At 57.3% G+C, this 23,524-nt stretch carries 15 protein-coding genes; 9 read left to right on the plus strand and 6 right to left on the minus strand.

Features of this window, described 5'->3' with window-relative positions:
- Positions 1 to 14: 14 nt before the first annotated feature.
- The 5 genes from J4E63_RS05065 (at position 15) to J4E63_RS05085 (ending at position 15,607) form a co-directional block, all read left to right on the plus strand.
- On the plus strand, positions 15 to 12,896 hold the full coding sequence (locus J4E63_RS05065; protein ID WP_207281277.1) for a filamentous hemagglutinin N-terminal domain-containing protein: 12,882 nt from the start codon (positions 15 to 17) through the stop codon (positions 12,894 to 12,896).
- Positions 12,897 to 13,244, plus strand: a complete 348-nt coding sequence (locus tag J4E63_RS05070) for a DUF3969 family protein (RefSeq protein WP_092446284.1) — start codon at positions 12,897 to 12,899, stop codon at positions 13,242 to 13,244.
- A 397-nt stretch (positions 13,245 to 13,641) separates the two neighbouring features.
- Complete coding sequence (locus J4E63_RS05075) at positions 13,642 to 15,027, plus strand: IS4 family transposase (protein ID WP_207281278.1); 1,386 nt, start codon at positions 13,642 to 13,644, stop codon at positions 15,025 to 15,027.
- Positions 15,028 to 15,180 carry a hypothetical protein gene (locus J4E63_RS05080; protein ID WP_207281279.1) on the plus strand — a complete coding sequence of 51 codons (153 nt, stop codon included), beginning with the start codon at positions 15,028 to 15,030 and terminating at the stop codon, positions 15,178 to 15,180.
- Between the two features lie 7 nt (positions 15,181 to 15,187).
- A complete protein-coding gene (locus tag J4E63_RS05085; protein ID WP_207281280.1) occupies positions 15,188 to 15,607 on the plus strand; it encodes a hypothetical protein in 420 nt (139 codons plus the stop codon).
- On the opposite strand, the gene J4E63_RS05090 is transcribed toward J4E63_RS05085, so the two are convergent.
- Positions 15,578 to 16,144, minus strand: a complete 567-nt coding sequence (locus J4E63_RS05090; RefSeq protein ID WP_207281281.1) for an RNA 2'-phosphotransferase — start codon at positions 16,142 to 16,144, stop codon at positions 15,578 to 15,580. The genes J4E63_RS05085 and J4E63_RS05090 overlap by 30 nt on opposite strands.
- Before the next feature lie 835 nt (positions 16,145 to 16,979).
- Between J4E63_RS05090 and J4E63_RS05095 the strand changes: the two genes are divergently transcribed.
- Positions 16,980 to 17,243, plus strand: a complete 264-nt coding sequence (locus tag J4E63_RS05095) for a hypothetical protein (protein WP_207281282.1) — start codon at positions 16,980 to 16,982, stop codon at positions 17,241 to 17,243.
- Positions 17,244 to 17,417: 174 nt separating this feature from the next.
- Positions 17,418 to 17,978 (plus strand): hypothetical protein, encoded by a 561-nt coding sequence (locus J4E63_RS05100; RefSeq protein WP_207281283.1) that lies wholly within the window; start codon positions 17,418 to 17,420, stop codon positions 17,976 to 17,978.
- A gap of 49 nt (positions 17,979 to 18,027) precedes the next feature.
- Here the strand turns inward: J4E63_RS05100 and J4E63_RS05105 are convergent, their stop codons facing one another.
- Positions 18,028 to 18,300, minus strand: coding sequence for a hypothetical protein (locus tag J4E63_RS05105; RefSeq protein WP_207281284.1), 273 nt, complete (start codon positions 18,298 to 18,300; stop codon positions 18,028 to 18,030).
- A 264-nt stretch (positions 18,301 to 18,564) separates the two neighbouring features.
- Positions 18,565 to 19,296, minus strand: coding sequence for a thioredoxin family protein (locus J4E63_RS05110; RefSeq protein WP_207281285.1), 732 nt, complete (start codon positions 19,294 to 19,296; stop codon positions 18,565 to 18,567).
- A 187-nt stretch (positions 19,297 to 19,483) separates the two neighbouring features.
- Here J4E63_RS05110 and J4E63_RS05115 point away from each other — a divergent pair, with 187 nt between their 5' ends.
- On the plus strand, positions 19,484 to 19,876 hold the full coding sequence (locus J4E63_RS05115) for a transcriptional regulator (protein ID WP_207281286.1): 393 nt from the start codon (positions 19,484 to 19,486) through the stop codon (positions 19,874 to 19,876).
- Positions 19,877 to 20,014: 138 nt separating this feature from the next.
- Here the strand turns inward: J4E63_RS05115 and J4E63_RS05120 are convergent, their stop codons facing one another.
- The 3 genes from J4E63_RS05120 to J4E63_RS05130 all read right to left on the minus strand — a co-directional run bounded on the left by J4E63_RS05120 (position 20,015) and on the right by J4E63_RS05130 (position 22,058).
- Positions 20,015 to 20,881, minus strand: coding sequence for a DUF6279 family lipoprotein (locus tag J4E63_RS05120; RefSeq protein WP_207281287.1), 867 nt, complete (start codon positions 20,879 to 20,881; stop codon positions 20,015 to 20,017).
- 81 nt (positions 20,882 to 20,962) lie between these two features.
- The gene (locus J4E63_RS05125; RefSeq protein WP_207281288.1) at positions 20,963 to 21,679 is read right to left on the minus strand and encodes a TorF family putative porin; all 717 of its coding nucleotides are present in this window, start codon (positions 21,677 to 21,679) and stop codon (positions 20,963 to 20,965) included.
- A 190-nt stretch (positions 21,680 to 21,869) separates the two neighbouring features.
- Positions 21,870 to 22,058: a hypothetical protein gene (locus J4E63_RS05130; RefSeq protein ID WP_018607615.1), complete on the minus strand. Its 189-nt coding sequence runs from the start codon at positions 22,056 to 22,058 to the stop codon at positions 21,870 to 21,872.
- 339 nt (positions 22,059 to 22,397) lie between these two features.
- Here J4E63_RS05130 and J4E63_RS05135 point away from each other — a divergent pair, with 339 nt between their 5' ends.
- Positions 22,398 to 23,234: a S1 RNA-binding domain-containing protein gene (locus tag J4E63_RS05135; protein WP_207281289.1), complete on the plus strand. Its 837-nt coding sequence runs from the start codon at positions 22,398 to 22,400 to the stop codon at positions 23,232 to 23,234.
- Positions 23,235 to 23,524: the final 290 nt, after the last annotated feature.

Raw genomic sequence — 23,524 nt, forward strand, 5'->3', positions numbered from 1 at the left:
AACGAGACCTGAACATGGACGACCGCCAACACGCCTTCCTGGCTCGCCAACCTTCCGCAACCCTGCAAGCACGTGACCGCTTCTGGGGCATGCCCAAGCGTGGCCTGGCGTTCCTGCTGGCCAACGTCATGTTCTGGCAACCGATGTGGGCCCAGGCCGACGGCATTGTCGTCAGCGCCCCGGGTACCGGCCTCAGTCAGGCAGGCAACGGCGTACCCATCGTCAACATCGCCAAACCCAACGGCAGCGGGCTGTCCCACAACCAGTTCAGCGACTACAACGTCGGCAGCAACGGCGTGATCCTCAACAACGCCACCGCCCGCACCCAGTCCACGCAACTGGGCGGGATCATTATCGGCAACCCGAACCTCAACGGCACGGCCGCCACGACCATCCTCAATGAAGTCAACGGCGGCAACCCCAGCCAGTTGCGCGGCTACACCGAAGTGGCCGGGCAATCGGCCCGCGTGATCGTGGCCAACCCCTACGGCATTACCTGCAACGGCTGCGGCTTCATCAATACCCCGAAAGCGACCCTGACCACCGGCAAGCCAATCATCGAGAACGGTCAGGTGAGCCGCTATCAGGTCGACCAAGGCAGTGTCGCGATCGAAGGCGCGGGCCTCAACGCCAACAACGTCGACAGTTTCGAAATCATCACTCGCAGCGCCAGGATCAACGCCGAGATCCAGGCCAAGAACCTGACCATCGTCACCGGGCGCAACGACGTCAACGCCGACACCCTCAACGCCACCGCCCGCGCCGCCGACGGCAGCGCCAAGCCACAACTGGCGATCGACTCCTCAGCTCTGGGCGGGATGTACGCCGGCGCGATCAAACTGGTGGGCACCGAGGCCGGTGTCGGGGTGAAGCTGGACGGGCAGTTGATTGCCAGTGGCGGGGATATTCAGTTGGATGCCAACGGCCACCTGAGCCTGGCGCAGACCTCGGCCACCGGCGCGGTCAACGTCAAAGCCGCGAGCCTTGATGCCCAAGGACCGGTTTACGCCGGCACCACATTGAAGGCCCAGACCCAGGGCAACCTGAGCAACCAGCAGAGTCTTGCGGCGCGGGACAGCATCACCCTGGGCGCGGGTGGGCAACTGACCAACAACGGCATTATTGAGGCCGGGGTCAATGCGAATAACACCCGTAATGCGGCGGGGGATGTGAGCCTGGAGGCGCAGAGTCTGAGTAACAACGGTAAGAGTGTTGTTGCCAGTCGTAACCTCACAGCCAACGTGACGCAGACGCTGAGTAACCAGGGCGGAACCCTGAGCGGCGGGCAGACCACCACGGTCAACGCCGCGACCCTGGACAATCAAAGTAAAGGACGGGTGCTCAGCAGTAATACGCTGAACATCACCGCCAACACACTGCTCAATACCCAAGGCACAGTCAGCAGCAACGGCAACCTGACGGCCAATGTCGGGCAGTTGAAAAACACCAGTGGCGAATTCACCGGTTTGAACGGCGTTACGTTGCGCGTTGCTTCGCTGGACAACGTAGCGGGTCTGGTCGCGGCAGGGCAGGGGTTGGATATCAACGCCAGCGGCCAAGTGAACAACCGCAGCGGCCGCCTCACTTCAAGCAAGAGCGTCCAGCTCAGCGCTGCGTCGCTGGATAACACCGCAGGCCGCTTGCTCAGTGACGGTGCGCTCACCGCCAGCATTTCGGCGCAGCTGCTGAATCAGGCGGGATTGCTGTCCTCGGCCGGACTGCTGACCCTCAACGCGGCGAGCCTGGACAACCGTCAGAGCGGCATTGTCACCACAAGCCAGGCTGCCAGCCTCACCGTAGGCACGTTGGATAACCGCGGCGGTGAGCTGTCGAGCCAGGGTGTCCTGGCGCTGACCGGCACCGAGCTGAGCAACGGCAACAGCGGCAAACTGATTGCCTACGGCGACTTGCGCCTGACCCTGGAACGCCTGACCAACCAGAGCCAAGGGTTGATCTCCACCCGAGGTGCCCTGGCCGTCAATGCCGGGCAACTGGACAACCGCCAGGGCTCGCTTTATGCCCGGCAAGGGATGAACCTGGACCTGCGCGGGCAACTGCTCAATGCCCAAGGCAGCCTCAAAAGCGACACCAGCGCCAGCGTCAAAGCCGCCGGGATCACTAACGATGCGGGCCAGTTGACCAGCGTCGGTGCGTTGAACATCGACAGCGCCGCGACCCTGAGCAACCTGGGTGGCAGCGTGATCAGCGGTGACACGCTGTCACTGAAGGCCGGTCAGGTGAACAACACCTCCGGCCGCATCGCCAGTGCCAAAGCCCTGAATGCCAGCGTCACCGGGCTGGAGCAACAGAACGGCCAATTGGTCAGCAACACCAGCCTTTCCCTCGACCTCAACCATGGGCAATTGAACAACCGGGGCGGGCTGATCAGCACCCCCGGCGCGCTGCTGTTGAACAACCTCGCCGCCGTGAACAACCGTGACGGCGAGATCTCCAGCGACAAAGCCTTCAGCCTGAATGCAAACAGCCTGGACAACAGCGCCGGGAAGGTCGTCAGCAAGCAGGGCCTCAACCTGACCATTGCCCAGGCGTTGAACAACGCCCAAGGATTGGTCTCGGCCAATGGCCTTGCCGTGCGCGCCGCCAGTCTGGACAACAGCAGCGGCACCTTGAGCAGCGACGCCGACCTGAGCGTGAACGTCGACGCAACGCTGACCAACCTGGAGGGCGAAGTGTCCAGTGCCGGTCTGACCCGGCTCAACGCGATGACCCTGAATAACCGCAACGGTCAGGTGCTGGGCGATAACGCCTTGAACATCAGCCTGGGCGGTGCGCTGGACAACCGCGAGGGCGTGCTCGGTTCGGGCAAGGTCGTGGACATCCAGGCCGCGAGCCTGAACAACGGCAACGCTGGCCAGGTGATCAGCTACGGCAGCCTGAGCGCACGCATCAGCGGCCTGCTGGACAACCAGAGCCAGGGCGAAGTGATCGCCAAGGGCGCACTCGGCCTGCAAACCGGCAGCCTCGACAACCGCGGCGGTCGCCTCACCGGGGTCGGCCTGCTGACCGTGCGCAGCGATTCGCTCGACAACCGTGGCGGCAACATCCGCGCCGACAAAGCGCTGCAACTGACGGTCGCGCAACTGGACAACCGCAGCAACGGGATCATCACCGGCAAGGCCGGCGTCGGTGTCGAAGTCACGCGGCTGGACAACCGCGGTGGCCTGCTGAGCAGCGTCGGCCCGCTGAACTTGAAGGCCAATGAGGTGCAAAACGCCCTTGGCCGCATCTCCAGCCAAACCGACCTCACCGCGCTGATCGATACCCTGCAACAGCAGGGCGGCGCGCTGGTCTCACAAGGCAACCTGAGCCTGACCGGCAGCGTTCTGGATAACCGCAACGGTGGCTTGGTCGGCACCACAAAAGCGCTGGATTTGCAGGTTGGTCAGGTCGATAACCGGGCGGGCGAACTGTCCGCAGGGCTGGACGCCAAGGTTGGCGCTCAACGCCTGGACAACAGCGACGGCGGCAAACTGATTGCCGGCAGCGCTCTTGAATTGAAAGTCGCGCAACTGATCAACCAGACCAAGGGCCTGATCCACGCCCAAGGCCGCCTCATGCTCACGGGCAATACGCTGGACAACAGCGGTGGCGGACTCAGTAGCCTGAATGCTTTGGTGATCACACTCGACAACGCATTGTTGAATAACAAAGGCCTGATCAGCAGCGAAGGTGAACTGACCGTCAACGCCGGCAGCCTCGATAACACCGCCGGCAGCCTTGGCAGCGCCGGCGCGTTGTCCATCGTCAGCCAGGGTGGGCTGATCAACCAGGGCGGCTCCATCAGCACCGACGCTGGCCTGAGCCTCAAAAGCGCCAGCCTGGACAATAGCCAGAAAGGCCTGATCTCGAGCAGCGCCGCCACTGAGGTCCGCACTGGCGCTTTCAATAACAGTCAAGGTGGCCGCCTGACCTCGGGCAACACCCTCAAGCTCACCGCCACTCAGGTGAACAACGCCGCCGGCCGTATCGCCAGCAACCAGGCCTTGAGCGCATCGGTCACCGGGCTGGATCAGCAGCAAGGGGAGTTGTTCAGCAACACCAGCGTCAGCCTGGACATGAACCAGGGCCAGTTGAACAACCAGGGCGGCCTGATCAACGCCCCGGGCCTGTTGCTGCTGAGCAACCTCAAGGACGTCAACAACCAGGGTGGTGAAATTTCCAGCCGGCTAGCGTTCACCCTGGCGGCGCGGAACCTCGATAACAGCGGCGGCAAACTGCTCAGCAATCAAGGCCTGATCCTGAGGACAGCCCAGGCCCTGAACAACGCCAAAGGGATCATCTCGGCCGCGTCCGTGGACAGCCACAGCGCCAGCCTGGATAACAGCGATGGCCTGGTCAGCAGTCTCGATCAGCTCGATTTGGACGTAGATAGCCTGCTCGACAACCAGCGCGGTTCGCTGATCGCCGACGGCGCGCTGACATTGAACGCTGATCGCCTGGACAACCGTGCCGCCAGCATCGCCGGCAAAGCCGGGCTCAACGCTACCGTCACCGCGCTGGATAACCGTCAAGGCACGCTGGTCAGCACCACGGACCTGACGGTGAAGGCCTCCCGCCTCGACAACCGCCAAGCCGGTTTGATCGGCGCGACAAAAGTGCTGGATCTCAACGTTGACGACCTCGACAACCGTGGCGGCGAGCTGAGCGGTAACACTGGCGTCACACTGGTGAGCAAAAACCTCGACAACAGCGACAGCGGCCAAATATTCGCCGGGCAAACCCTGAAGCTCACCGTGGACAAGCTGCTCAACCGGACCAAAGGCCTGCTCAGTGCCAAGACGCAATTGAGCCTCGACGGCGGTTCCCTGGACAACAGCGGCGGCTATCTGGTCAGCCAGCAGAACCAGCGCATCGACCTCAGTGGCGACCTGATCAACACCCAGGGTCAAATCAGCAGCGAAGGCACCCTGGACGTCAGCGCCGCCAACCTGAGCAACAGCGGCGGCAGCTTGTCCAGCGCGATGAGCCTCACCGTTAAAAGCCTGGGCCGCCTCGATAACCAGGGCGGCGAACTGGTGACCGACGGCGCGTTGCTGCTCACCAGCACGGCGCTGGACAACCGTCAGCAGGGCAGCATCAGCGGCAAAGGCGCGGTGAACGTCTCTACCGGCGCGTTCGACAACAGCCAGAACGGACGCCTGAACAGCGGCAGCACGCTGAACCTCAATGCGGCCCAGGTCACCAACCAGGACGGCGGCCGCATCGGCAGCCAGGGCGCACTGACTGCCTCGGTTTCCGGCCTGGATCAACAGGGCGGCCAGCTGTTCAGCAACACCTCGCTGAGCCTGGACATGAATAACGGCCAGCTCAACAACCAGAACGGCCTGATCAACGCCCCCGGTACGTTGCTGCTGAAAAACCTCCTCGGCGTGAACAACCAGGGCGGTGAAATTTCCAGCGCTCAAGCCTTCACTCTGACGGCGCAAAACCTCAACAACGACGGTGGCCGGTTGCTCAGCAACCAAGGCCTGACCTTACGCGTCGTCCAGGCGCTCAACAACGTCAAAGGCCTGATCGGCGCGGCCAGCGTCGATACCGTTGCGCAAAGCCTGAACAACAACGGTGGAACCCTGACCAGTCGTGGCAAGCTCGACCTGACGGTTGGCCAACAATTAGACAACCAGGCCCAAGGCCTGATCAGCGCCGCGCAGTTGCTGACACTCAACAGCGGCAATTTGAACAACCAGGGTGGCAGCGTGCTGGCGGGCGGTGCATTGGTCCTCAACGCCATGGCCCTGAACAACAGCGCCAACGGCCTGATCAATGCCCAATCCAGACTCACCCTCGGCGCCGATTCGCTGGACTCCAGCGACGGCGGCGAAGTGTCGGCCAAAGGCGATCTGAACCTGACCCTGGCCGCGCTCAACCAAAACGGTGGACGTCTTCTGGGCGAACAAGCCGTGACGCTGAACCTCGGCGGTCATGACCTGAACAATCGCAACGGCCTGATCACCGCCAAAGGTTTGCTGACCGTCAACGGCCTGCGCAACCTTGATAACCAGGGTGGCGAAATCTCCAGTAGCCAGAGCTTCAACCTCAGCGGCCAGACGATCGATAACAGCGGCGGCAAGCTGATCAGCAGTCAGAACCTGAGCCTTGATGGCGATAGCCTGGTCAACCAGAACGGCTTGATCTCTGGATGGCAAGACTTGCAGGTCAGTGGCAGCAGCCTGGACAACCGCAACAACGGCACGCTTTCCAGCCGCAATGGAGACGTCGGCGTCACCCTCAGCGGAGCTCTGCTCAACAGCGCTGCCGGTGCCCTGGTCGGCCAGAAAAAACTCACTGTCAGCGCCGCCAGCCTGGATAACCGGGGCGGGATTCTGTCCAGCGGTGGCGACCAGACCCTGACCGTCACTGGCGGTTTGCTGAACAACGCCCAAGGCGGCTTGATCGACAGCGGCGCCATTCTGGTCATGAACGCCATGACCCTGGGCAACGTCAGCGGCACCCTCAATGCACAACAAGCCCTGAGCTTCACCGGCACCAGCCTGGACAACAGCGGCGGCAACCTGATCGGCAACGCCGCCGTGACCCTGGATTTGCTCGGCGCCCTGACCAACACCAATGGCAAGCTCGCCAGCGCCGGCCCGCTGCGGGTCGAGCGCGCCACGCAGATCAACAACCAGGGCGGCCAGATCGCCAGCCAAGGCCTGTTGACCTTGCTCACCAGTGGCCTGGACAACCGCAATCGCGGCACCGTCGCGGCCAATGATTTGTTGGTCCTGAATACCTCCGGCGCCGTCCAGAATGATGCCGATGGCTTGATCTACAGCCAGAACGGCGGCGTGGAAATCGACGCAGCCAGTCTTTCCAACGGCAAGGGTGTGGTGCAAAGCCAAGGAGGGTTGAAACTCACTGTCGATACGGACATCGATAACCAGAGCGGTCGAATCCAAGCCAAGGCCGGCGATGTGAGCGTAACGGGTCGCCATTTCGATAACCGTGGCGGCGTGCTCGCCAGCCTGCAAGGGATGCTCACCACCCAACTGACCGGCGTGCTGAAAAACGGCTACGACCTGAACAACAACCGCCAGGGCGGCATCACCCAGGCCCAGCGCCTGAACCTGACCGCACGCGGCGGCCTTGACAACTACGGCGGGCGCATCTCCGCACAGACCGGCGACGCCAGCGTCACCACCGGCAATTTCGACAACCGCAACGGCGGCCTCTATGCCAAAGGCAAGGTCAACGTCAGCGCCAACGATTTCGACAACAGTGGCGACAACGACGGCCAGATCGCCGGCAGCCAGATCGACCTGGACCTCACCGGCGCCCTGAACAACCGCCTGGGCATCATCGAAAGCGACAGCACCCTGGCGATCAAGGCCGCGAGCCTTGATAACCAGACCGGGCAGTTGCGTGCCTTGGGTGGAAGCGGTACGACCAACTTCCAGATTGGCGGCCTGTTCGATAACCGCAACGGCACGCTGGAAACCGCCAACAATGGCCTGATCCTCAACGCCGCCAACTTCCAGAACCAGGGCGGCAGCCTGTTACACGTAGGCAGCGGCAACTTTGATATCTCCACCGCCAACCTGACCAACGCTGGCGGCAGTCTTGTCACCCGCGGCGGGTTGACGCTGACCGCCGACAACTGGACCAACAGCAGCGTGATCCAGGCCGGACGCCTGACCGTCAACGTGAACAACCTGACTCAGACCGGGACCGGGCAGTTGCTGGCTTCTACCAGCCTGGTGGGGAATGGGGAAAATTGGAGTAACGATGGGCTGATTGCCAGTGATGGTTCGATCAGTCTTGAGATGGGGGGGAGCTACGGAGGTAGCGGGCGGATGTCGAGCCTCGGTGGTATCGACCTGACCGCAGCGCAACTGAATTTGGGCGCGGCTTCCAGCATCGCTGGCGGTGGCGACACCACGGTAAACATCAGTGGACAACTGACCAATGCTGGGCGTCTGACCTCCAGTGCAAATCTGACCGTCCAGGCCGGGAGCCTCATCAATTCCGGAACCCTGGGGTCGGCCCGGAACCTCGTGTTGAAAACCCCTTCGCTGCTGAATGACAGCGGGTTGGTATTCAGCGGTGCGGACATGACGCTGGGCGTGAGCAACTTCACCAACCAGAGCGGTGATCTTTACGGGTTGGGTAATGTAGTGATCGGTGGCTATGGCGCCGCCGCACGAGCCGCCAGCGTGAACAACGTCTCCGGCTCGATGGAGAGCGGCGGCACATTCACGATCAACGCCGATGGGTTCCAGAACCGTACCGAGGGCGCGGTGGCGTCTGGTGGACGCAAGCTGATTTCGGGGTTTATCGCCAATATATGTAATGACTGCCGAGGAAACACTTTCACCTTCACATTGGCTGCTCGCGAGGTTTTCGAAAGTATCGACAACGACACCAGCAGCTCGGCACTGTTAACAGCTGGCAACGATTTGGTTTTCCGGGGTGGTACTTTCCTGAATAGCAAAAGTACGGTAAGTGCCGGTGGCAACATCAATATCACGGCTGACAACTTCCAGAACATTGGCGCGCAAAATGGGACCATCGAGCGCACCCGCAGCTATCAGGTCGCTGGGATGAGTGATGGCAATACCGACAGGTTTTTTACCAATGTCGTGACGCCTTATAACCAACGAAACAACCCTGATTTCCCGTACGTTTATTACCTCGATCTGGACGGTGGCATTCACAAAGCCATACCAAGGTCAGGGCGTGAAAGGGAGGGTGGGCGAGAGGGAGAAAGCTACGAAGTCGTATCGCTCAAGGATACTGAAACTGGAGTGGGTGTCAGTGCTCGTTTTGGTTACAACATCGTATTGTCTGGTTTGAAATATGGCTTCGAAGCTTCAATGTCGTCCCAGTACGATCCGAACAACCTGCTTCAGATGCCAAACCTGGATCAGTACAACCTGCTCAGTGACATTGAAGTCGTCAAGGACAGTTCCGGCGCCGCAAGTACAGTCGGCAGCCGTAACGCCGTCATCCAGGCCGGCGGTAACGTCTCGATCACTGCAACCAAAGACCTGCAGAACAGTGTCATCCATGAGGACTACGCCGCCAGTGGCGGTACCAACAAGGTTGCAGACACCAAGGTCAGCGGCACCGGCACCACGGTCGTAAGGATCAACAATCAGCTGCCACCTGATCGCGCCCAGCAGCAGGTAAACCCGCTGAGCCTTCCTGGTTTCGCCTTGCCCTCCGGGCAAAACGGTCTGTTCCGCTTGAGCGGCCAAGGTGGTTCGGCTCAACAGGCCACCCAGGCCAGCACCGGCTCGCAAAACTGGAGCATGGGCAGCGCCTCGATCAGCACCCGCCAGCGCCAACAAGACCTGCCTGATGCTCAAGCCCGTGATGTCCAGGTCGGTGCTATCGCGGCGGTGGGCACCAGTGATCGGCAACTGGCCCTGATCGCTCGTCAAGCCAACGACAGCAACGTGGGAGCCAGTACGCTCAACGTCAGTGCGCCCGTGGAAGGCAGCCACTCGCTGCCAATGCCAAGTCGCAACAGCGGCGTTGGCATCGGGACTCAAGTGGCCGCCGTGAATGTCACGGGTACCAACCTGCTTCCAACGGCACAGGTCGTTCCACAGGTGGGCAATGCGGTGGATACGCCAGCCGCCAGCCAGGCGGTCGTGCGCGTTCAAGGTGTACCGGAGACCTCCTTCAAGTCCAATCCGCAGAAATACCTGATCGAGACCAACCCCGTACTCACCGACCTCAAGTCGTTCATGAGCTCGGACTACCTGTTGCAAAACCTCGGCTACGACCCGGACCAAAGCGCCAAACGCCTGGGCGATGGCCTCTACGAACAGCGCTTGATCCAACAAGCGGTCGTTGCCCGCACCGGCCAGCGTTTCATCGACGGCCAGACCAGCGACGAAGGCTTGTTCAAATACCTGATGAACAACGCCATCGCCAGCAAGCAGGAGCTCGGCCTGTCGGTGGGCGTGACGCTGACTTCGGAACAAGTCGCCGCGCTGACCCACGACATCGTCTGGCTCGAAGAGCACGAAGTGAACGGCGAAAAAGTCCTGGTGCCGGTGTTGTACCTGGCCCAGGCCGAAGGCCGCCTCGGGCCTACCGGTGCGCTGATCGCCGGTAATGACGTGACGCTGATCGCCGGCCAAAACCTCGATAACGTCGGCACCCTGCGCGCCTCCAACAACCTGTCGGCGACCGCAGGCAACGACCTGGTCAACAGTGGCTTGATCCAGGCCGGTAATCGTCTGGACCTGTTGGCGGTCAACAACATCGCCAACCAGGCTGGCGGGATCCTCGCCGGGCGTGACGTCAACATCAAGGCGGTGATGGGGGACGTCGTCAACGAGCGTACCGTGACCACCGCAAACTACAGCCGGCGACAGGACTTCATGGACAGCGCCGCCCGTATCGAGGCTGCCAATGATCTGGACATGGGCGCCGGACGCGATATCAAGAGCGTCGGCAGCGTCATGGTCAGTGGGCGTGACACCACGATCGATGCCGGCCGGGACGCGATCATCGTCTCAGCCCAACAGGAAAGTGCCAGCAACAATGGTGTCCGCAAAAGCGCGGTGACGCAGTTCGGTTCCAGCGCCCAAGCAGGTCGTGACCTGGTCGTGAACGCTGGCCGGGATCTCAACGCCATCGCCAGCCAACTCGGGGCCGAGCGCAACGTCGCACTCACCGCCGGGGAGAATATGACCATCTCCTCTGCGGCCGACGAAACCCACTCTTATTCCAAAACGAAAAAAGTCACCATCCAGGAAGATCACGTCAAACAGATCGGCAGCGCCATCACCGCCGGCGGTGACGTGACAATGGGGGCCGGAAAAGACATGGCCATCATCTCCAGCCGCATCAGCGCCGGGGACGAGGCGTATCTGGTGGCGGGTGAGAATCTCGACGTGCTGGCGGCGCAGGACAGTGACTATTCGCTGTACGACAAGAAGAAAAAAGGCAGTTGGGGGAAAAAGCAGACCAAGCGTGATGAAGTGACGAAGGTCACGAATGTGGGGAGTGAAATCACTGCGGGCGGTGATCTGACGTTGGTCAGTGGGGATGATCAGCGGTATCAGGCTGCGAAGCTGAGCAGTGGGGGTGACCTGGCTGTGCAGAGTGGGGGGGCGATTACCTTTGAGGGTGTGAAGGATCTGGTCCAGGAGACGCATACCAAAAGCAATGGCGATGCGTTCTGGACCTCATCGAAAGGAAAGGGCAACACCGACGAAACCCTGCGCCAGACCCAGATGGTGGCCGCCGGCAGCATCATGATCAAGGCGGTCGATGGGCTTCATATCGATGTTACGCAGGTCAATAAGGAAACGGTCAGCCAATCCATCGATGCGATGGTCAAGGCCGATCCGAAACTGGCCTGGCTGAAAGAAGCCGAAGCACGGGGTGACGTGGATTGGCGGCAAGTGAAGGAGATTCACGAGTCGTTCAAGTACAGCAACTCTGGGTTGGGGCCTGCTTCGCAGTTGATCATCGCGATCATGATGTCCGTGGTCATGGGCCCGGCAGGTCTGGGCGTGGTGAGCGCAGGCGCTGGTGGGGCTTTCGCCACCAGTCTGGCAACTACGGCGGTGACCAGCACCATTAACAACAAGGGCAATCTTGGGGCTGCGTTTAAGGAAACGTTTAGTGCGGATAGCCTGAAAGGGGCCGCCATTGCGGGGGTTACTGCGGGCGTACTCAATTACGCGGACGAAAATTGGTTCGCGGCCGCCTCGCAAGGTTCGAAGTCGGCGAACCTGCTGACCAGCAATAACTTCACTGACGTTGCAATACGGACTGGGGGCCGAGCGGTGCTCTCCAGCGGCATCTCGACTGCCATTGGGGGAGGCAGTTTTGGGGACAACCTGGGTGCGGCGCTGATGGGGGAGGCGGGCAGTGTGGCGATGGCCACGGGGTTTAACTGGGTTGGCGATAACATCAAGTTCCCAGATGGCGGATTTCAGAAAATCGTTGCACACGCGATCATGGGTGGCCTGCTGGCTGAAGCCATGGGGAGTGACTTCAAAACGGGGGCGGTCGCCGCTGGTTTGAATGAAGCGCTGATTCCCGGCATGACCAAAATTGCGAATGGAAACCAAGAGCTGCAGGTGATGCTGTCGCAGCTAACAGGGTTGTTGGCGGCCGCCGCGGTTGGAGGCGATCTGGATACCGCCTCTAAGATCACTCAGAATGCAACCACCTTCAACTATCTGTTTCATGCGGAACTGGTTGAAAAAGAACAAAGGCTCAATGCTTGCACGTCGCCGAGCGAGTGCCAGTCCATCAGGGACTACTACAACAATCTTGACGCTGCTCGGAACAAGGAGTTTGGGCAGTTCTGTCGACAGAACCCAACGGACTGCGGGAAGATCACGCAGCAGTTGGTGGCTGAAATTCCTGCAAATGAGAAATTGCTTGAGGAGGTCAGGGTCTCCGGCAGCAAAACCAGTTTTGCACACTCGACACAACTTTGGTTGGCTGCACAGAATAACCAGCAGGCTATCAATACCGGCATTGTAGAGAAGTCCCGGTCTGAAAATGGCGAGGTAGTGGGGCTGCTGACGGACGTTGCTTTGGATGCGCTATATCCGGATTTGTTCGCATCGACTGCTGGGGGGAAGGGTGGTACAACTGGAATTAAGAATGGGGTTGTAGAGGACGGCGCAAATTCAGGGATAAAAAATATATATGAATCAATAAGAAAGGCCCCCCAGTACCCGGAAGGGTTTAAGGAACGAATTGGCGGGACAACAAAAAATGTAGTAAATAATATGGAAGTGCTAGATGACTTGCGAAAAGTTGAGCCCGGGAAGTGGGCGAAGGTCTACAAGGATGGCTTTGCTTCAGACGGGTCTAAAGTCTCAGTTCATTATTTTCAGAGCGAAAGTGGGAAAGTTTTCAATGTGAAAACTAAGCCCGGATGGAGTAATAACTAAATGAAAGAAATGTCTTTAGTATTGGAGGTTTTTGAGGCCGAGGAGTCTGCTAGGTTTCTGTCCGCACTGTCAATAGGTCTGTTGACTTCTGTGCAAAATGGTGTGATGTCGCTGGATGAGGCTGAACGACTGCTTTTCTCGCCAAGAAGTTCGAGGGTTTTGAGGGAAAAAGGAATTTCTCCAAAAGTCACTGAGTTGCTTATGGATTGTTGTGAGTTGGAGGACGTTCTCAGTTTGATACCATCAAAATTTAACAATAATTTGCAGATGATGTTGGATAAGTTTGCGGATTTTTTGAAGGAGTCGAAAGTTAGAGAGACCGATTCCAACTTTTTAGAAATCAAATGATTAAAGTGGCGGGTTGGGGTAACAGTAGGAAGTATGAATGGCACTTCCTTAGCGGTTAAGCGCTTGAACTGAAGGAGAAGGGGGCACCCATTAGCCGGTCTCAAGTCAAGGCTAAAAGCCAACTCGCCCTGCAGCTTTTAACTGCTGGGTTCCCCCTTATCCCAACCTGCCTGGGAAAAGTGAAGGGAAAAGGGACAGATTTATTTGATTTTTTGCTACGCTGAAAGCTTCCATGGAGCAGGAATCAAATATGCCCAGACGAAAAAGAGGACAGATTTGAATGGCACTTACTTAACAGCTAACTAGCTGATACGACTGCGAAAAAATGAAAAAAGGCTGGCCTTGGTCTACGGTGATAGTTGCGAACACACACCGATCAAGCAAGGACACAGCCCGAGTGAATCGTAGACGCCAAATCGTCCGACATCAACAGCACCGTATGCGCCAGCACGCCACGAACAGCAATGCTCATGCTTTCTTCAAGCTGCTCTCCGATCCTGAGTTATTGCGGGGTGTCGAGTCGTCGATACCCAAGCATCGCCAGCGGCTATTTCCCCCGACCGAAACGCTGTCCATGTTTTTGTCCCAGGCAATGAGCGCCGATCGGTCCTGCCAGAATGCCGTGAATGATTTATCCATCAAACGCTCCTGCGAGGGTTTGAAACCCAACAGCGTTCATACCGGTGCCTACTGTAAAGCCAGAGCGCGGTTGCCGGTGGAGATGGTTTCAACCTTGTTGCGCTCCACGGGGTCATCAATGAGCAACCGGGGTCCGTCATCGTGGCGTTGGATGGGGCGACCCGTTCGTCTCGTGGATGGCACTACGGTGACCCTGCCGGATACGCCGGCCAACCAAGAGGCCTACCCGCAATCTCGTGGGCAGAAGGCCGGACTGGGCTTTCCCATCTGCCGTTTAGTGGGGATTGTTTGCCTCGCCAGCGGTGCTGTTTTGGACGCCTCGTTGGGACGTTTTCGCGGTAAAGGAGGCGATGAACAGACGTTACTCAGAACCATGCTTGATACCTTGGAGCGAGGTGACATTGTGCTGGGCGATGCCTACTACGCCACCTACTTTTTACTGTGTGAACTGCAGCATCGAGGCGTGGACGGGGTGTTCGAACAATATGGCGCTCGACGGCGTAGCACGGACTTTCAGTTGGGGAGGTCCTTGGGGTCGGAAGATCATTTGGTTGAACTGAAAAAACCAAAGGCAAAGCCGTCCTGGATGAGTCAGGCCTATTACGAAAGGGCACCTGAAACGCTGACGGTACGTGAGTTGAAGGCCGGAGGGAAAATCCTGGTCACCACTTTGAGTTGCCCGCAGCAAGTGCCCAAAGCGTCCCTCAAATCCCTGTTCAAGGATCGATGGCATGTGGAGTTGGATCTGCGCAACCTCAAGACTACGCTGGGGCTTGAAGCACTGAGCTGCAAGACGCCGGATATGGCCGTCAAAGAGTTATGGATTTACTTGTTGGCGCACAACCTGATACGGATGCTCATGACGCAATCAGCTCTGTTAGTCGACTGCCTGCCTCGCGAACTGAGCTTCAAGCATAGCCTTCAGCTGTGCCTTGCGTTGAGGCAGTACGGGGCTCAAGAGCAAGAGGACAAGATGCTCAATCTGCTTGAGCTGATTGCCCAGAAGCGCGTCGGTAGGCGTCCAGGCAGAATTGAGCCGCGAGCCATAAAACGAAGACCCAAGCCTTACCCCATGCTGATGAAAACACGTCGATCAGCAAGGGGCGAGGTCAGGAAGAATGGACACCCGAAGAAGGTTAAGTAAGTGCCATTCAAATCTGTCCCCTTTTCTAAAAGTCAGTGGTATGGGGTTGATAAAACTGGTGTTAATGCTTTTGGTGATGTCACTTTTGATAAGTTGGTGCAAGATCAATTAAATAAAAATTATGGCGACTCAGTGCAGAATGCTAGAAGGTGAGTGGGGTATGAAATTATTTAGGCCAAAAAAATTGTTCGATATGGACAGTTTTCTACCTCTCGGCGGGGAGGAAAGAGTGGATATGGTTTATTCGGGCGGCGATCTAAGTTTGGATGTGTTTTATGAGTCTGAAAGTTGTGCGGATGGCTTGGCGAAAAAAAATATCAGATTTTTGAATGCTAAATATTTTTTTAAGGCGCCATTTCCAGGGCATAGCATTTTTGTTTGTCCGGAAGATGGTGAGATTTCTTTACTTAATTCGCTTGTAGAGTATGAACTGTCGGAGCTGCTGGATATAGATGGCAGGACCCGTGGGGTAGCGGATTATAGGCACTATCGATTATTTTTGCACTCAGTAGGAGTGGCATTGCACGTAATTGCTAAGTCCGTTAAGATTTCAAATGAGGGGGCAGGCGTCAAATGTTAATTGGTCTGCAGGAATGCTGCTAATGAGCCAGACACCATTGTCCGCTTGGAAAAATTTGAAGCCCTGTTGGCTCATTCGCAAGGCTTCAATTTTTATTACAACAGGACTTCCATGACGCTGTCCGACGTTAATAGCTGTTGCTACATCTTGCGACAAATGTACGTAGTGGCGTGTGCCTGCAATCAGCCCTTGTTGCCTAATTGAGTCTAGAAAACGACTTGCAGTACCATGATAGAGGAATTCGGGAGGTGTTTTCTCCAAATGATTAATATTAACATTGGTTGTTGAGTGTCCCTGCACGGCACGAATGCGTTGCCCATTCTCTGAAATACTGAAACGATTTTTATCGCTGTTGTTGACAATCTCGTGAATGAGATGAATATCTAAAGCTTTTCCAATGTTTGTTGCGCCGGCTATCAAGGACTCGATTTCTCCCCAACCTTCGCTATCCAATTGCAATCCAATAGCTTGCGGTTCATGTCTGAGGATATAGCTAAGAAATTTGCTGGCTTCGTTGAGTTGTTGTTTGGTTGTCATGTGTGTAGTACTTGTTGTCGGGGCGGGAGTTAAGTGTGCTGCTTGTCGCGGGCTGGGACCATAAATGCCTTTTATTATTTCCGTTTACCCTTCAATGAGCAAGCTTTGTGTGTAACTCATTGATTTATTAGTGAAATACCGGGGATTAATTTTGATCTGCAATGCCTGCAACGAGATCGGCCTACTGGCATGGACTTTTGGTAGCTCAGGTGCAGGAGAGCTTTGGCGTGCGGGTAGAGCAGCGAGGGCGGGGGCTGCCGAGGGGGAGTCTGGGAAAATAATCTTATCGCCTTTTGTCGTCCCATTTTTTCGGTAGACCAGAATGAAAAAAATAAATGCTGTGTCGTGTGGTCAGTGCGGGGGGACGTTGGAAATTTTTAAAGAAATTAGTACCCAAGGGCTGAAGTGTACCTACTGTGGCTGGTCGGTGGTAACGACGAAAATTCCGGATGCCAGGCTTGACGAGACCAAGTATGAGATTAGCTGTAAAGGTGATTATCGAAATAAGACTCACGTGAAAACCGTGTCAGAGGCAATGGGCTGTAATTTTTTGATGGCAAGAGAGACACTACGGAATGACGTTGCTCCAATATTTGTTGGGCAAGCGGAAGAAGTTCTTAGGGTTAGGCATGCTCTAGTTTTAGCAGGGCTGGTCTGTGTGGTTTCGCCTAAGTTTAAGTGGGATAATAAATGACTATGTGGGTAGGGGGAGGGCGGATTCATTGCTGAGTAAGGTTTAGGGGGTGCTAATGATTGGTAGTGTTAACCACAAATATTAAGATTGATGTCCAGAATGGAACTATTAATACGGCTTTCCCAATATGATGGAGGGGATATGGAACTTAATAGTTTGATTGAGCGTTTTGTTGCGCAAGAGCTGAGTGATCACGTTCGTGCGGTGTTGCGGGAGGCTCTTCAGCAAAGAGCTGAATCTGATAAGGTTTTAGCTAGGCAGTGTGAGTTTAACTGCTTTGATGTTGAATTTGATTTTTTAAAAGGAATTGTGGTTGTTCAAGATGTTCTCGGTTCGGGGGAGGGGAGTTGCATGGAAATACCGATATCAGAATTTGCTGTTCTTTGTGGGTTGAATGATGGTTAGGGTGGCCCAATATTTTAAAGACGTGGGCATAAATAAATCTGTTCCTTTTTTCTTTTTTAGTGTGATCTCGCCCAGATAGCTTCTCAGTCAATTGCGCGGAGAAGCTTCTTGTATAAATGTCAGTTTTGATCTGGTGGCGAAAGTTGAAGTGTTAATAATGTGCTCGGAGCATTTATGAAGAAAATTACATTGCTGTTGCTGACTTCTGTCCTGACACTGCCGGCCTGCAAATCCAACGTTCGAGACTCTTCTCCCACTCTCCTTAACAACGGTATCCAACTCCAGCAGAACAAGGTGTCAGTCGATGGCCTACACGCCAAGGTCATCATGAAAGCGTCGGGCAGCACGTTCCCAGTAGAGTTTTCAATCAGGCGCGCAGCAGACCCTGATCAGCGCATGAACGTGCAGGGTACTGTGGTGGATACCGGTCGGGGCAAGGTGTTTGGCTGGATCGCCAAGATCAACGAAACGGTTCACAGCGCAACCTTGAAACACTTCCCGCAATTGGAAGTACAGGCCGATGCTGATCAGCTGTTTGAGGTATCAGGTTACGCCAGTGGGAGCAGCATCAATAGTGGCTATCGCTGCGGCCCGATCAGAAGCACTTTTACGCCGGAACGAAGCAAGGTGTATCTGGTGGAGTTTCAGTTTATTGCTGATCGGTGTGAGCAGCATGTCTACGACATTACTCAGCCGCAAGAGCGTATTCCCGTCGCTAGCGTCTCGGACCTTTGAGTCGATTTAGGAATACGAAACGGGCGACCCTCAAGTCGCCCATTTTTCATTATTCTGCCGCTTGCGCCCGCAGCCGCCTCCCAATCACATCCATCACATCACACCCATCGCGCAACGCTATCGTCAGCATTTTGCAAAAGTCAGAAAGCACCACCGTATCGGAGCTGATATCTGAACGAAACGCGATGTTTTCCAGCAATTGGGTCACGGTGCGAATGCGGTAATCAGCCGTTTCGAAAAGGACGTCGAGCGGGGCTTCGGTGTCGATGAGCAGGGTAGCGGGGATGCAGTCGATGCCGGTGATGGGCATGTATCTCGTCATAATCAGAGCCTCGAAAATTAATGAGTCTCTCTGTTGAGCAGGTCGCCAAACCTGGCCGCTTTTTGGGGCGACGAGGGACTATAGGCCGACCCCTTGCCGAGCCACAAGACGCCACTTTCCGAGCTTTGTGTAGGACCTTTGGTCCTGCAGCAGTCGGCTTTTGGGGCTGCTGCGGGTCAGGCACTGCAGGCGACTGCTGCGCAGTCGAGCGGGAGCAAGCTCCCTCGCCACAGGGATCGCGCTCGACTTGTGCGGGTTGGCGCATCAGCCATGACAGCAACTATGTGGCTTGGCCTCGTCATATTTATCGTGGTGGCGCACCCAGTCCATGATTTCGTCTTCGTTGCGGCCCTTGGGCGTCAGGTCGAGGTAGTTGTAGGTGCCGACCAGGATGTCCAGGCCGCGGGCGTAGGTGGAGTAGGTGTGGAAGATGTCGCCGGCTTCGTTGCGATAGAAGACGCTCAGGCCGGGGAGTTCGCCTTCGGTGGTGTCGGTTTTTTCGTAGTTGTAGGTGGCTTTTCCACCGGCGGTGTCTTCGGCTTTGAAGCTGACGCCGAAGTCGTAGTTGAAGTCGCAGCCGTTGGATGAGACCCAGTCGAACGCCCAGCCCATGCGCCGTTTGAACGGCTGGAACTCGGCAAACGGGGCGCGGGAGACGGCGACCACGGCCACGTCATGGTGGGCCAGGTGTTGGTTGGCGCCGTCGATGTGGTCGGACAGGAACGAGCAGCCATCACAGCCTTCTGTCCAGCCGGGGCCGAACATGAAGTGGTAGACGATCAATTGGCTGCGGCCGCCGAACAGGTCGGCCAGGCTCAGTTCGCCGTGGGGGCCTTGGAAGCGGTAGGGTTTGTCGATTTTTACCCAGGGCAGGGCGCGGCGTTCGGCGCTGAGTTTGTCCCGTTCGCGGGTGAAGGCTTTTTCGTGGGCCAGGTGTTGGCGGCGGGCTGCGAGCCATTCTTCTCGCGAGACGATTGGATGATTCTCTACGTTCATGGTGATTTCTCCTGCATGGCAGAGCTGCTGAGTGGGCGCTTCAGCAACTGGTCGTTTGGCCTACGATGTATTCGACAGGCCGTTGGTCGGCTCAAGGCAGTGACCACCCGGAAACCCGGCTGAACGGCAGCGCAGCACCTCGGTCACAACCTAGGTAGGCATCTCACTCTTCAGAGGATGGACCAGGATGACGACTTATAACTGGGACTTGATCGAAAAGTTGTTGCACGAAGTGCAGAACGGCGCCGGTCACAGCTTTACGCCTCGGCCTTATGCGGAGGAATACGCGGCTCGGAAGGCGGCGGCGGGTGAGGAAATCGAGAACCTCGATCATCTGAAAGCGGTCGCCGGGGAGTATGAAAAATTACTGCTGGAGCGTGGCTATATCGAGCCGCGGCCGGAGGAAGAGGGCGGTAATGGCGAGAACTTCGTGCTGACGCCCCGTGGCTCACGGTTGTTGAGCCTGATCGACAGCAGCATTCCGGGCAATGATCATCCCCGCCAGGTGCTGGATGAGCAGGAAGATGCGTTGGATGAGCTTACTTTTGATGATTTGGCGTCCAAGGCGCAGATTGCCTAGGAACCAGGCACAAACCTTGTGGGAGCGAGCTTGCTCGCGATAGCGATTGAACAGGCAATACATCTGTTGAATGCCAGACCGCTATCGCGAGCAAGCTCGCTCCCACATTGGGACTCCCACATTGGATCTTCAGTGGTTTTAAGAGCGTGCGGCTTTCAGGCACTTCAAATCAGTGAAATCCTTCTTCACCCCGTCGATTTTCTTCAGCAGCCGTTCGCGCTGGGGCGGGGTGCTTTCGGCCATCAGGTCCACCAGCAGGCTGCGAGCCTGGGCTTCGGTTTTGCTGAAGGCTTCCCGGTAGGCGGGCGTCCAGAGGCTTTCGCGGTTGACCAGCAACTGCTCGATGCGTTTCGGGAAATCGAGGCTGTGACGTTGGGCCACGGCTTCGCTGAACTGGTTTTGCCAGTGGGCGCGGTTGGCGATCCATTGCTGGTTCTGATCGCCCAGGGCGGTGGACCAGGCCGTCACCCGTTGGCGCTGGGCGTCGTTGAGCGGGCCGAGCCAGTCGTTCAGGCGTTTGACCATGCGCTCGCTGCGTTCCTGGATCTGCTCCTGCAATGTCGGCTTGAGGTATTGCTGCTGGCGCTTGCGCTGGTCCTTGACGAAGGCCGCGTCCATGTCGGCGACCTGGTCGTCGCTCAAGCCTTGCAGCAATTCGATGGCCGAGGGAGTGATTTCACGGGCGGTTTCGGCTATCGCGGCCTTGGCTTCGCGGGTGCGCTGCTGCAGGGCTTCGTCGGTCACCTGGTTGGTTTGCACCATGGTCTTCAGGCGGTCCAGCCAATCCAGGTAGCCGGGCAACTGGGTGGTGCAGTGCCAGCTCAAGTGCTCCTTGAGGCGTTCGTTGAACCAGTCTTTCTGTTCGCCGTTGATCTCCAGGTAATCGTTGAGGGTCCAGGGGATGATCAGGTCGAGGTTGCGGTAGGCCAGGCCTACGCGGCTGCAGGCGGTCAGCGTCAGCAGCAGGGCGATGAACAGGGCAGTGCGGGTCAACCAGCGCGACATGAGCGAGTCCTTGCAAAAGCGTAGGTGCTTTGTTGGAGCATGGCAGGCACGCAGCAGTTCAGCCGATCGAATACGTAACGCTTAGTAAAAAGGATGGGCCATCTTGAGGGTCAGCAGGCTGTCGCATTCGCTGTTGTGGCCGGAATACGCCGAGCAACTGCTACCGCTGAGGCTTGAGTCGCTGTAGATCAGGTCCAGGTCGAGGCCCTTCCACGGACGGGAAATTTTCAACGACCAGTCGCTGAAACTGCCTACATAACCGTTCTCGACCGAGACCGGCGTATTGAGCTGGTGGGTGGTGTATTTGGCGCTGATGCCAATGCCGAACGGCACGTTGCCGCCCAGGTCGGCGAACAGCGTGCTGTTCTGTTTGTCCGGATCGTTGCTCAGGGCCGCGCCGAAACGGCTGCCGAGCACGGTCAGGCCGCCGTAGAACTCCTGGCTGTCGAGGGTATCTGCGGTGGGGTAGCTGTAGTGGATCAGGCCGACTTCGTAGCCCAGGGTCTGGTCGAAGGGTTGTTTAAAGCCCATGTAGGAGTCGATTTCAAGGTCGGCCGAGGAGGTCAGGCCGGCGCTGGGTGACCACTGGCCAACGTACCAGCCGCTGTCGTGGCTCAGGTCCAACCCACCATGAAACGAGCCGGTACTCGACGGTGTGACGAGACCCTCGGCCATGCTGCGGCTGGGGGTGGTGCCCAGCTTGAGGTCGAAGTCGCCGAGTTCGCGTTGGAACACCTGCCCCTGGGCGAGGGAGCACGTCAGCAGGCCGATTGCCAGCGCAACAATAGGAATACGCATGCTTCACTCCATGAAATAGCGAGGAGCAGGAACTAAGCTGAAACGCTTGAGCTAGAGAGGTGCAAGGATACCGGCGAATGATCGGCAGCGAAGGCCGTTCGTCGATTCATGGGAAATGGATAGGGCGGGGGAGGGTTCCAGTCCAAGCGCTTCGAAGCTCAAAGCGCTTTGGGACCAGGTGACGCGCAGGTTACTTCTTGCCCAGGCTGATCTGCTTGGACGGGCCGAATGTCTGGCCGCTGACGCCTTTGGCAATTTGCTGGATCTCGCCGCCGGACTTGAGGAACGCAGCGATCTGGTCGTTGATCGACTCGCTGGTTTCAACGGCTGGAGCTGGCTTTGCTTTGCTGTTGGATGCTTTTACGCGCATGACGGCCATTAACCTGTAGATAATTAATTGGGCCAGGCATCGTACAGGAAATACTTGACAATTGCTTGGCAAATATTCTTCTGAATTATCGCTAGCGTGACGGGAATAATCAGCCGTTATTCGGCAGTCATTGCCCTAAGCCTCTGTTTTAAATAACAACCGCGTGAAGAATATTGTGCCGGGCGTGGACGGCACGCACCGTCACCGGCCTGACGAATGGCTGTGCCTCGGACGAAAACCCAGGAAAATCAACGGTTGTACCAGGCCTTCCAGGCAAACCTTGCCGGCGGCCACGAATCGCGCCGCAAAACCGGGTAGAATGCCGCCCACGCAATGAGGGTATTGGAAATGGCTTTAGTCGGGCGCTACAACAGTTTGCAAGTGGTTAAACACACTAACTTCGGTTTATATCTGGACGGCGGTGCGGACGGCGAAATCCTGCTGCCCAATCGATATATTCCCAAGGATATTCCCAGTGAAGATGAAGACTGGCTCAATGTTTTCATTTATCTGGACAGCGACGATAAATTGATCGCCACCACGGAAAAACCCAAGGTTCAGGTCGGTGAATTCGCCAGCCTGAAAGTGGTTGAGGTCAACAGCATCGGCGTGTTCCTGGACTGGGGCCTGCCCAAGGACCTGTTGCTGCCGTATTCCGAAGAAAAGCGCCAGATGACCGCTGGCGAATATTGCGTGGTGCATGTCTACCTCGACAAGCACACTCGCCGCATCACCGCCACGGCGCGCCTGGATCGTTATCTGGACAAGACCCCGGCCAACTACACGCCGGGCCAGGAAGTGGATTTGCTGGTCGCCGAAGCCACCGACATGGGGTTCAAGGCGATCATCAATAACAAGCACTGGGGCCTGATCCACAAGAATGAAATCTTCAAGTTCATGCGCGCCGGCATGCAGGAAAAAGGCTTCATCAAGGAAATCCGCCCGGACGGCAAGATCAGCCTGAGCCTGCAGCCGGTGGGCCAGGAAGCCGCCACCTGCCTGAACGCCAAGATCCTCGCCAAGTTGCGGGAGAACAACGGCACTCTGGCGGTCAGCGACAAGAGCGACCCGGCGCTGATCAGTAGCCTGTTTGGCGTGAGCAAGGGCAACTTCAAGAAGGCCATTGGTGCGCTGTACAAGAATGGGCAGATTGTCATTCATGCCGATCGCATTGAATTGAGCTAACTGCACGCAATTCCTGTGGCGAGGGAGCTTGCTCCCGCTGGGCTGCGAAGCAGCCCCAAACCAGGTGCACTCAATCCAAGCTGACACACCGAGGTGGCATGTTCGAAGGGGATGCTTCGCGCCCCAGCGGGAGCAAGCTCCCTCGCCACAGGTTGACCTTCGCTGTATACAAAATCCTGCACCTTTAGCATGCACCCGCGCCCTGTTCGTGGGCGTATGCCTGTTCCTGTGCGGCGTTCCTCTGCGCCACACACCCCGGTTTGTCTCACATCCTGCGCGTATGGCACGCA

This window comes from Pseudomonas sp. FW300-N2F2 (assembly GCF_017351655.1).
Classification (GTDB): Bacteria; Pseudomonadota; Gammaproteobacteria; order Pseudomonadales; family Pseudomonadaceae; genus Aquipseudomonas; species Aquipseudomonas fluorescens_AA.

Excerpts from the sequence above, each read along its gene's own strand:
- J4E63_RS05065 (WP_207281277.1), top strand. The coding sequence starts at position 15 with ATGGACGACCGCCAACACGCCTTCCTGGCTCGCCAACCTTCCGCAACC.
- J4E63_RS05070 (WP_092446284.1), top strand. The coding sequence starts at position 12,897 with ATGAAAGAAATGTCTTTAGTATTGGAGGTTTTTGAGGCCGAGGAGTCT.
- J4E63_RS05085 (WP_207281280.1), top strand. The coding sequence starts at position 15,188 with ATGAAATTATTTAGGCCAAAAAAATTGTTCGATATGGACAGTTTTCTA.
- J4E63_RS05090 (WP_207281281.1), bottom strand. The coding sequence starts at position 16,144 with ATGACAACCAAACAACAACTCAACGAAGCCAGCAAATTTCTTAGCTAT.
- J4E63_RS05095 (WP_207281282.1), top strand. The coding sequence starts at position 16,980 with ATGGAACTTAATAGTTTGATTGAGCGTTTTGTTGCGCAAGAGCTGAGT.
- J4E63_RS05100 (WP_207281283.1), top strand. The coding sequence starts at position 17,418 with ATGAAGAAAATTACATTGCTGTTGCTGACTTCTGTCCTGACACTGCCG.
- J4E63_RS05105 (WP_207281284.1), bottom strand. The coding sequence starts at position 18,300 with ATGACGAGATACATGCCCATCACCGGCATCGACTGCATCCCCGCTACC.
- J4E63_RS05110 (WP_207281285.1), bottom strand. The coding sequence starts at position 19,296 with ATGAACGTAGAGAATCATCCAATCGTCTCGCGAGAAGAATGGCTCGCA.
- J4E63_RS05115 (WP_207281286.1), top strand. The coding sequence starts at position 19,484 with ATGACGACTTATAACTGGGACTTGATCGAAAAGTTGTTGCACGAAGTG.
- J4E63_RS05120 (WP_207281287.1), bottom strand. The coding sequence starts at position 20,881 with ATGTCGCGCTGGTTGACCCGCACTGCCCTGTTCATCGCCCTGCTGCTG.
- J4E63_RS05125 (WP_207281288.1), bottom strand. The coding sequence starts at position 21,679 with ATGCGTATTCCTATTGTTGCGCTGGCAATCGGCCTGCTGACGTGCTCC.
- J4E63_RS05130 (WP_018607615.1), bottom strand. The coding sequence starts at position 22,058 with ATGGCCGTCATGCGCGTAAAAGCATCCAACAGCAAAGCAAAGCCAGCT.
- J4E63_RS05135 (WP_207281289.1), top strand. The coding sequence starts at position 22,398 with ATGGCTTTAGTCGGGCGCTACAACAGTTTGCAAGTGGTTAAACACACT.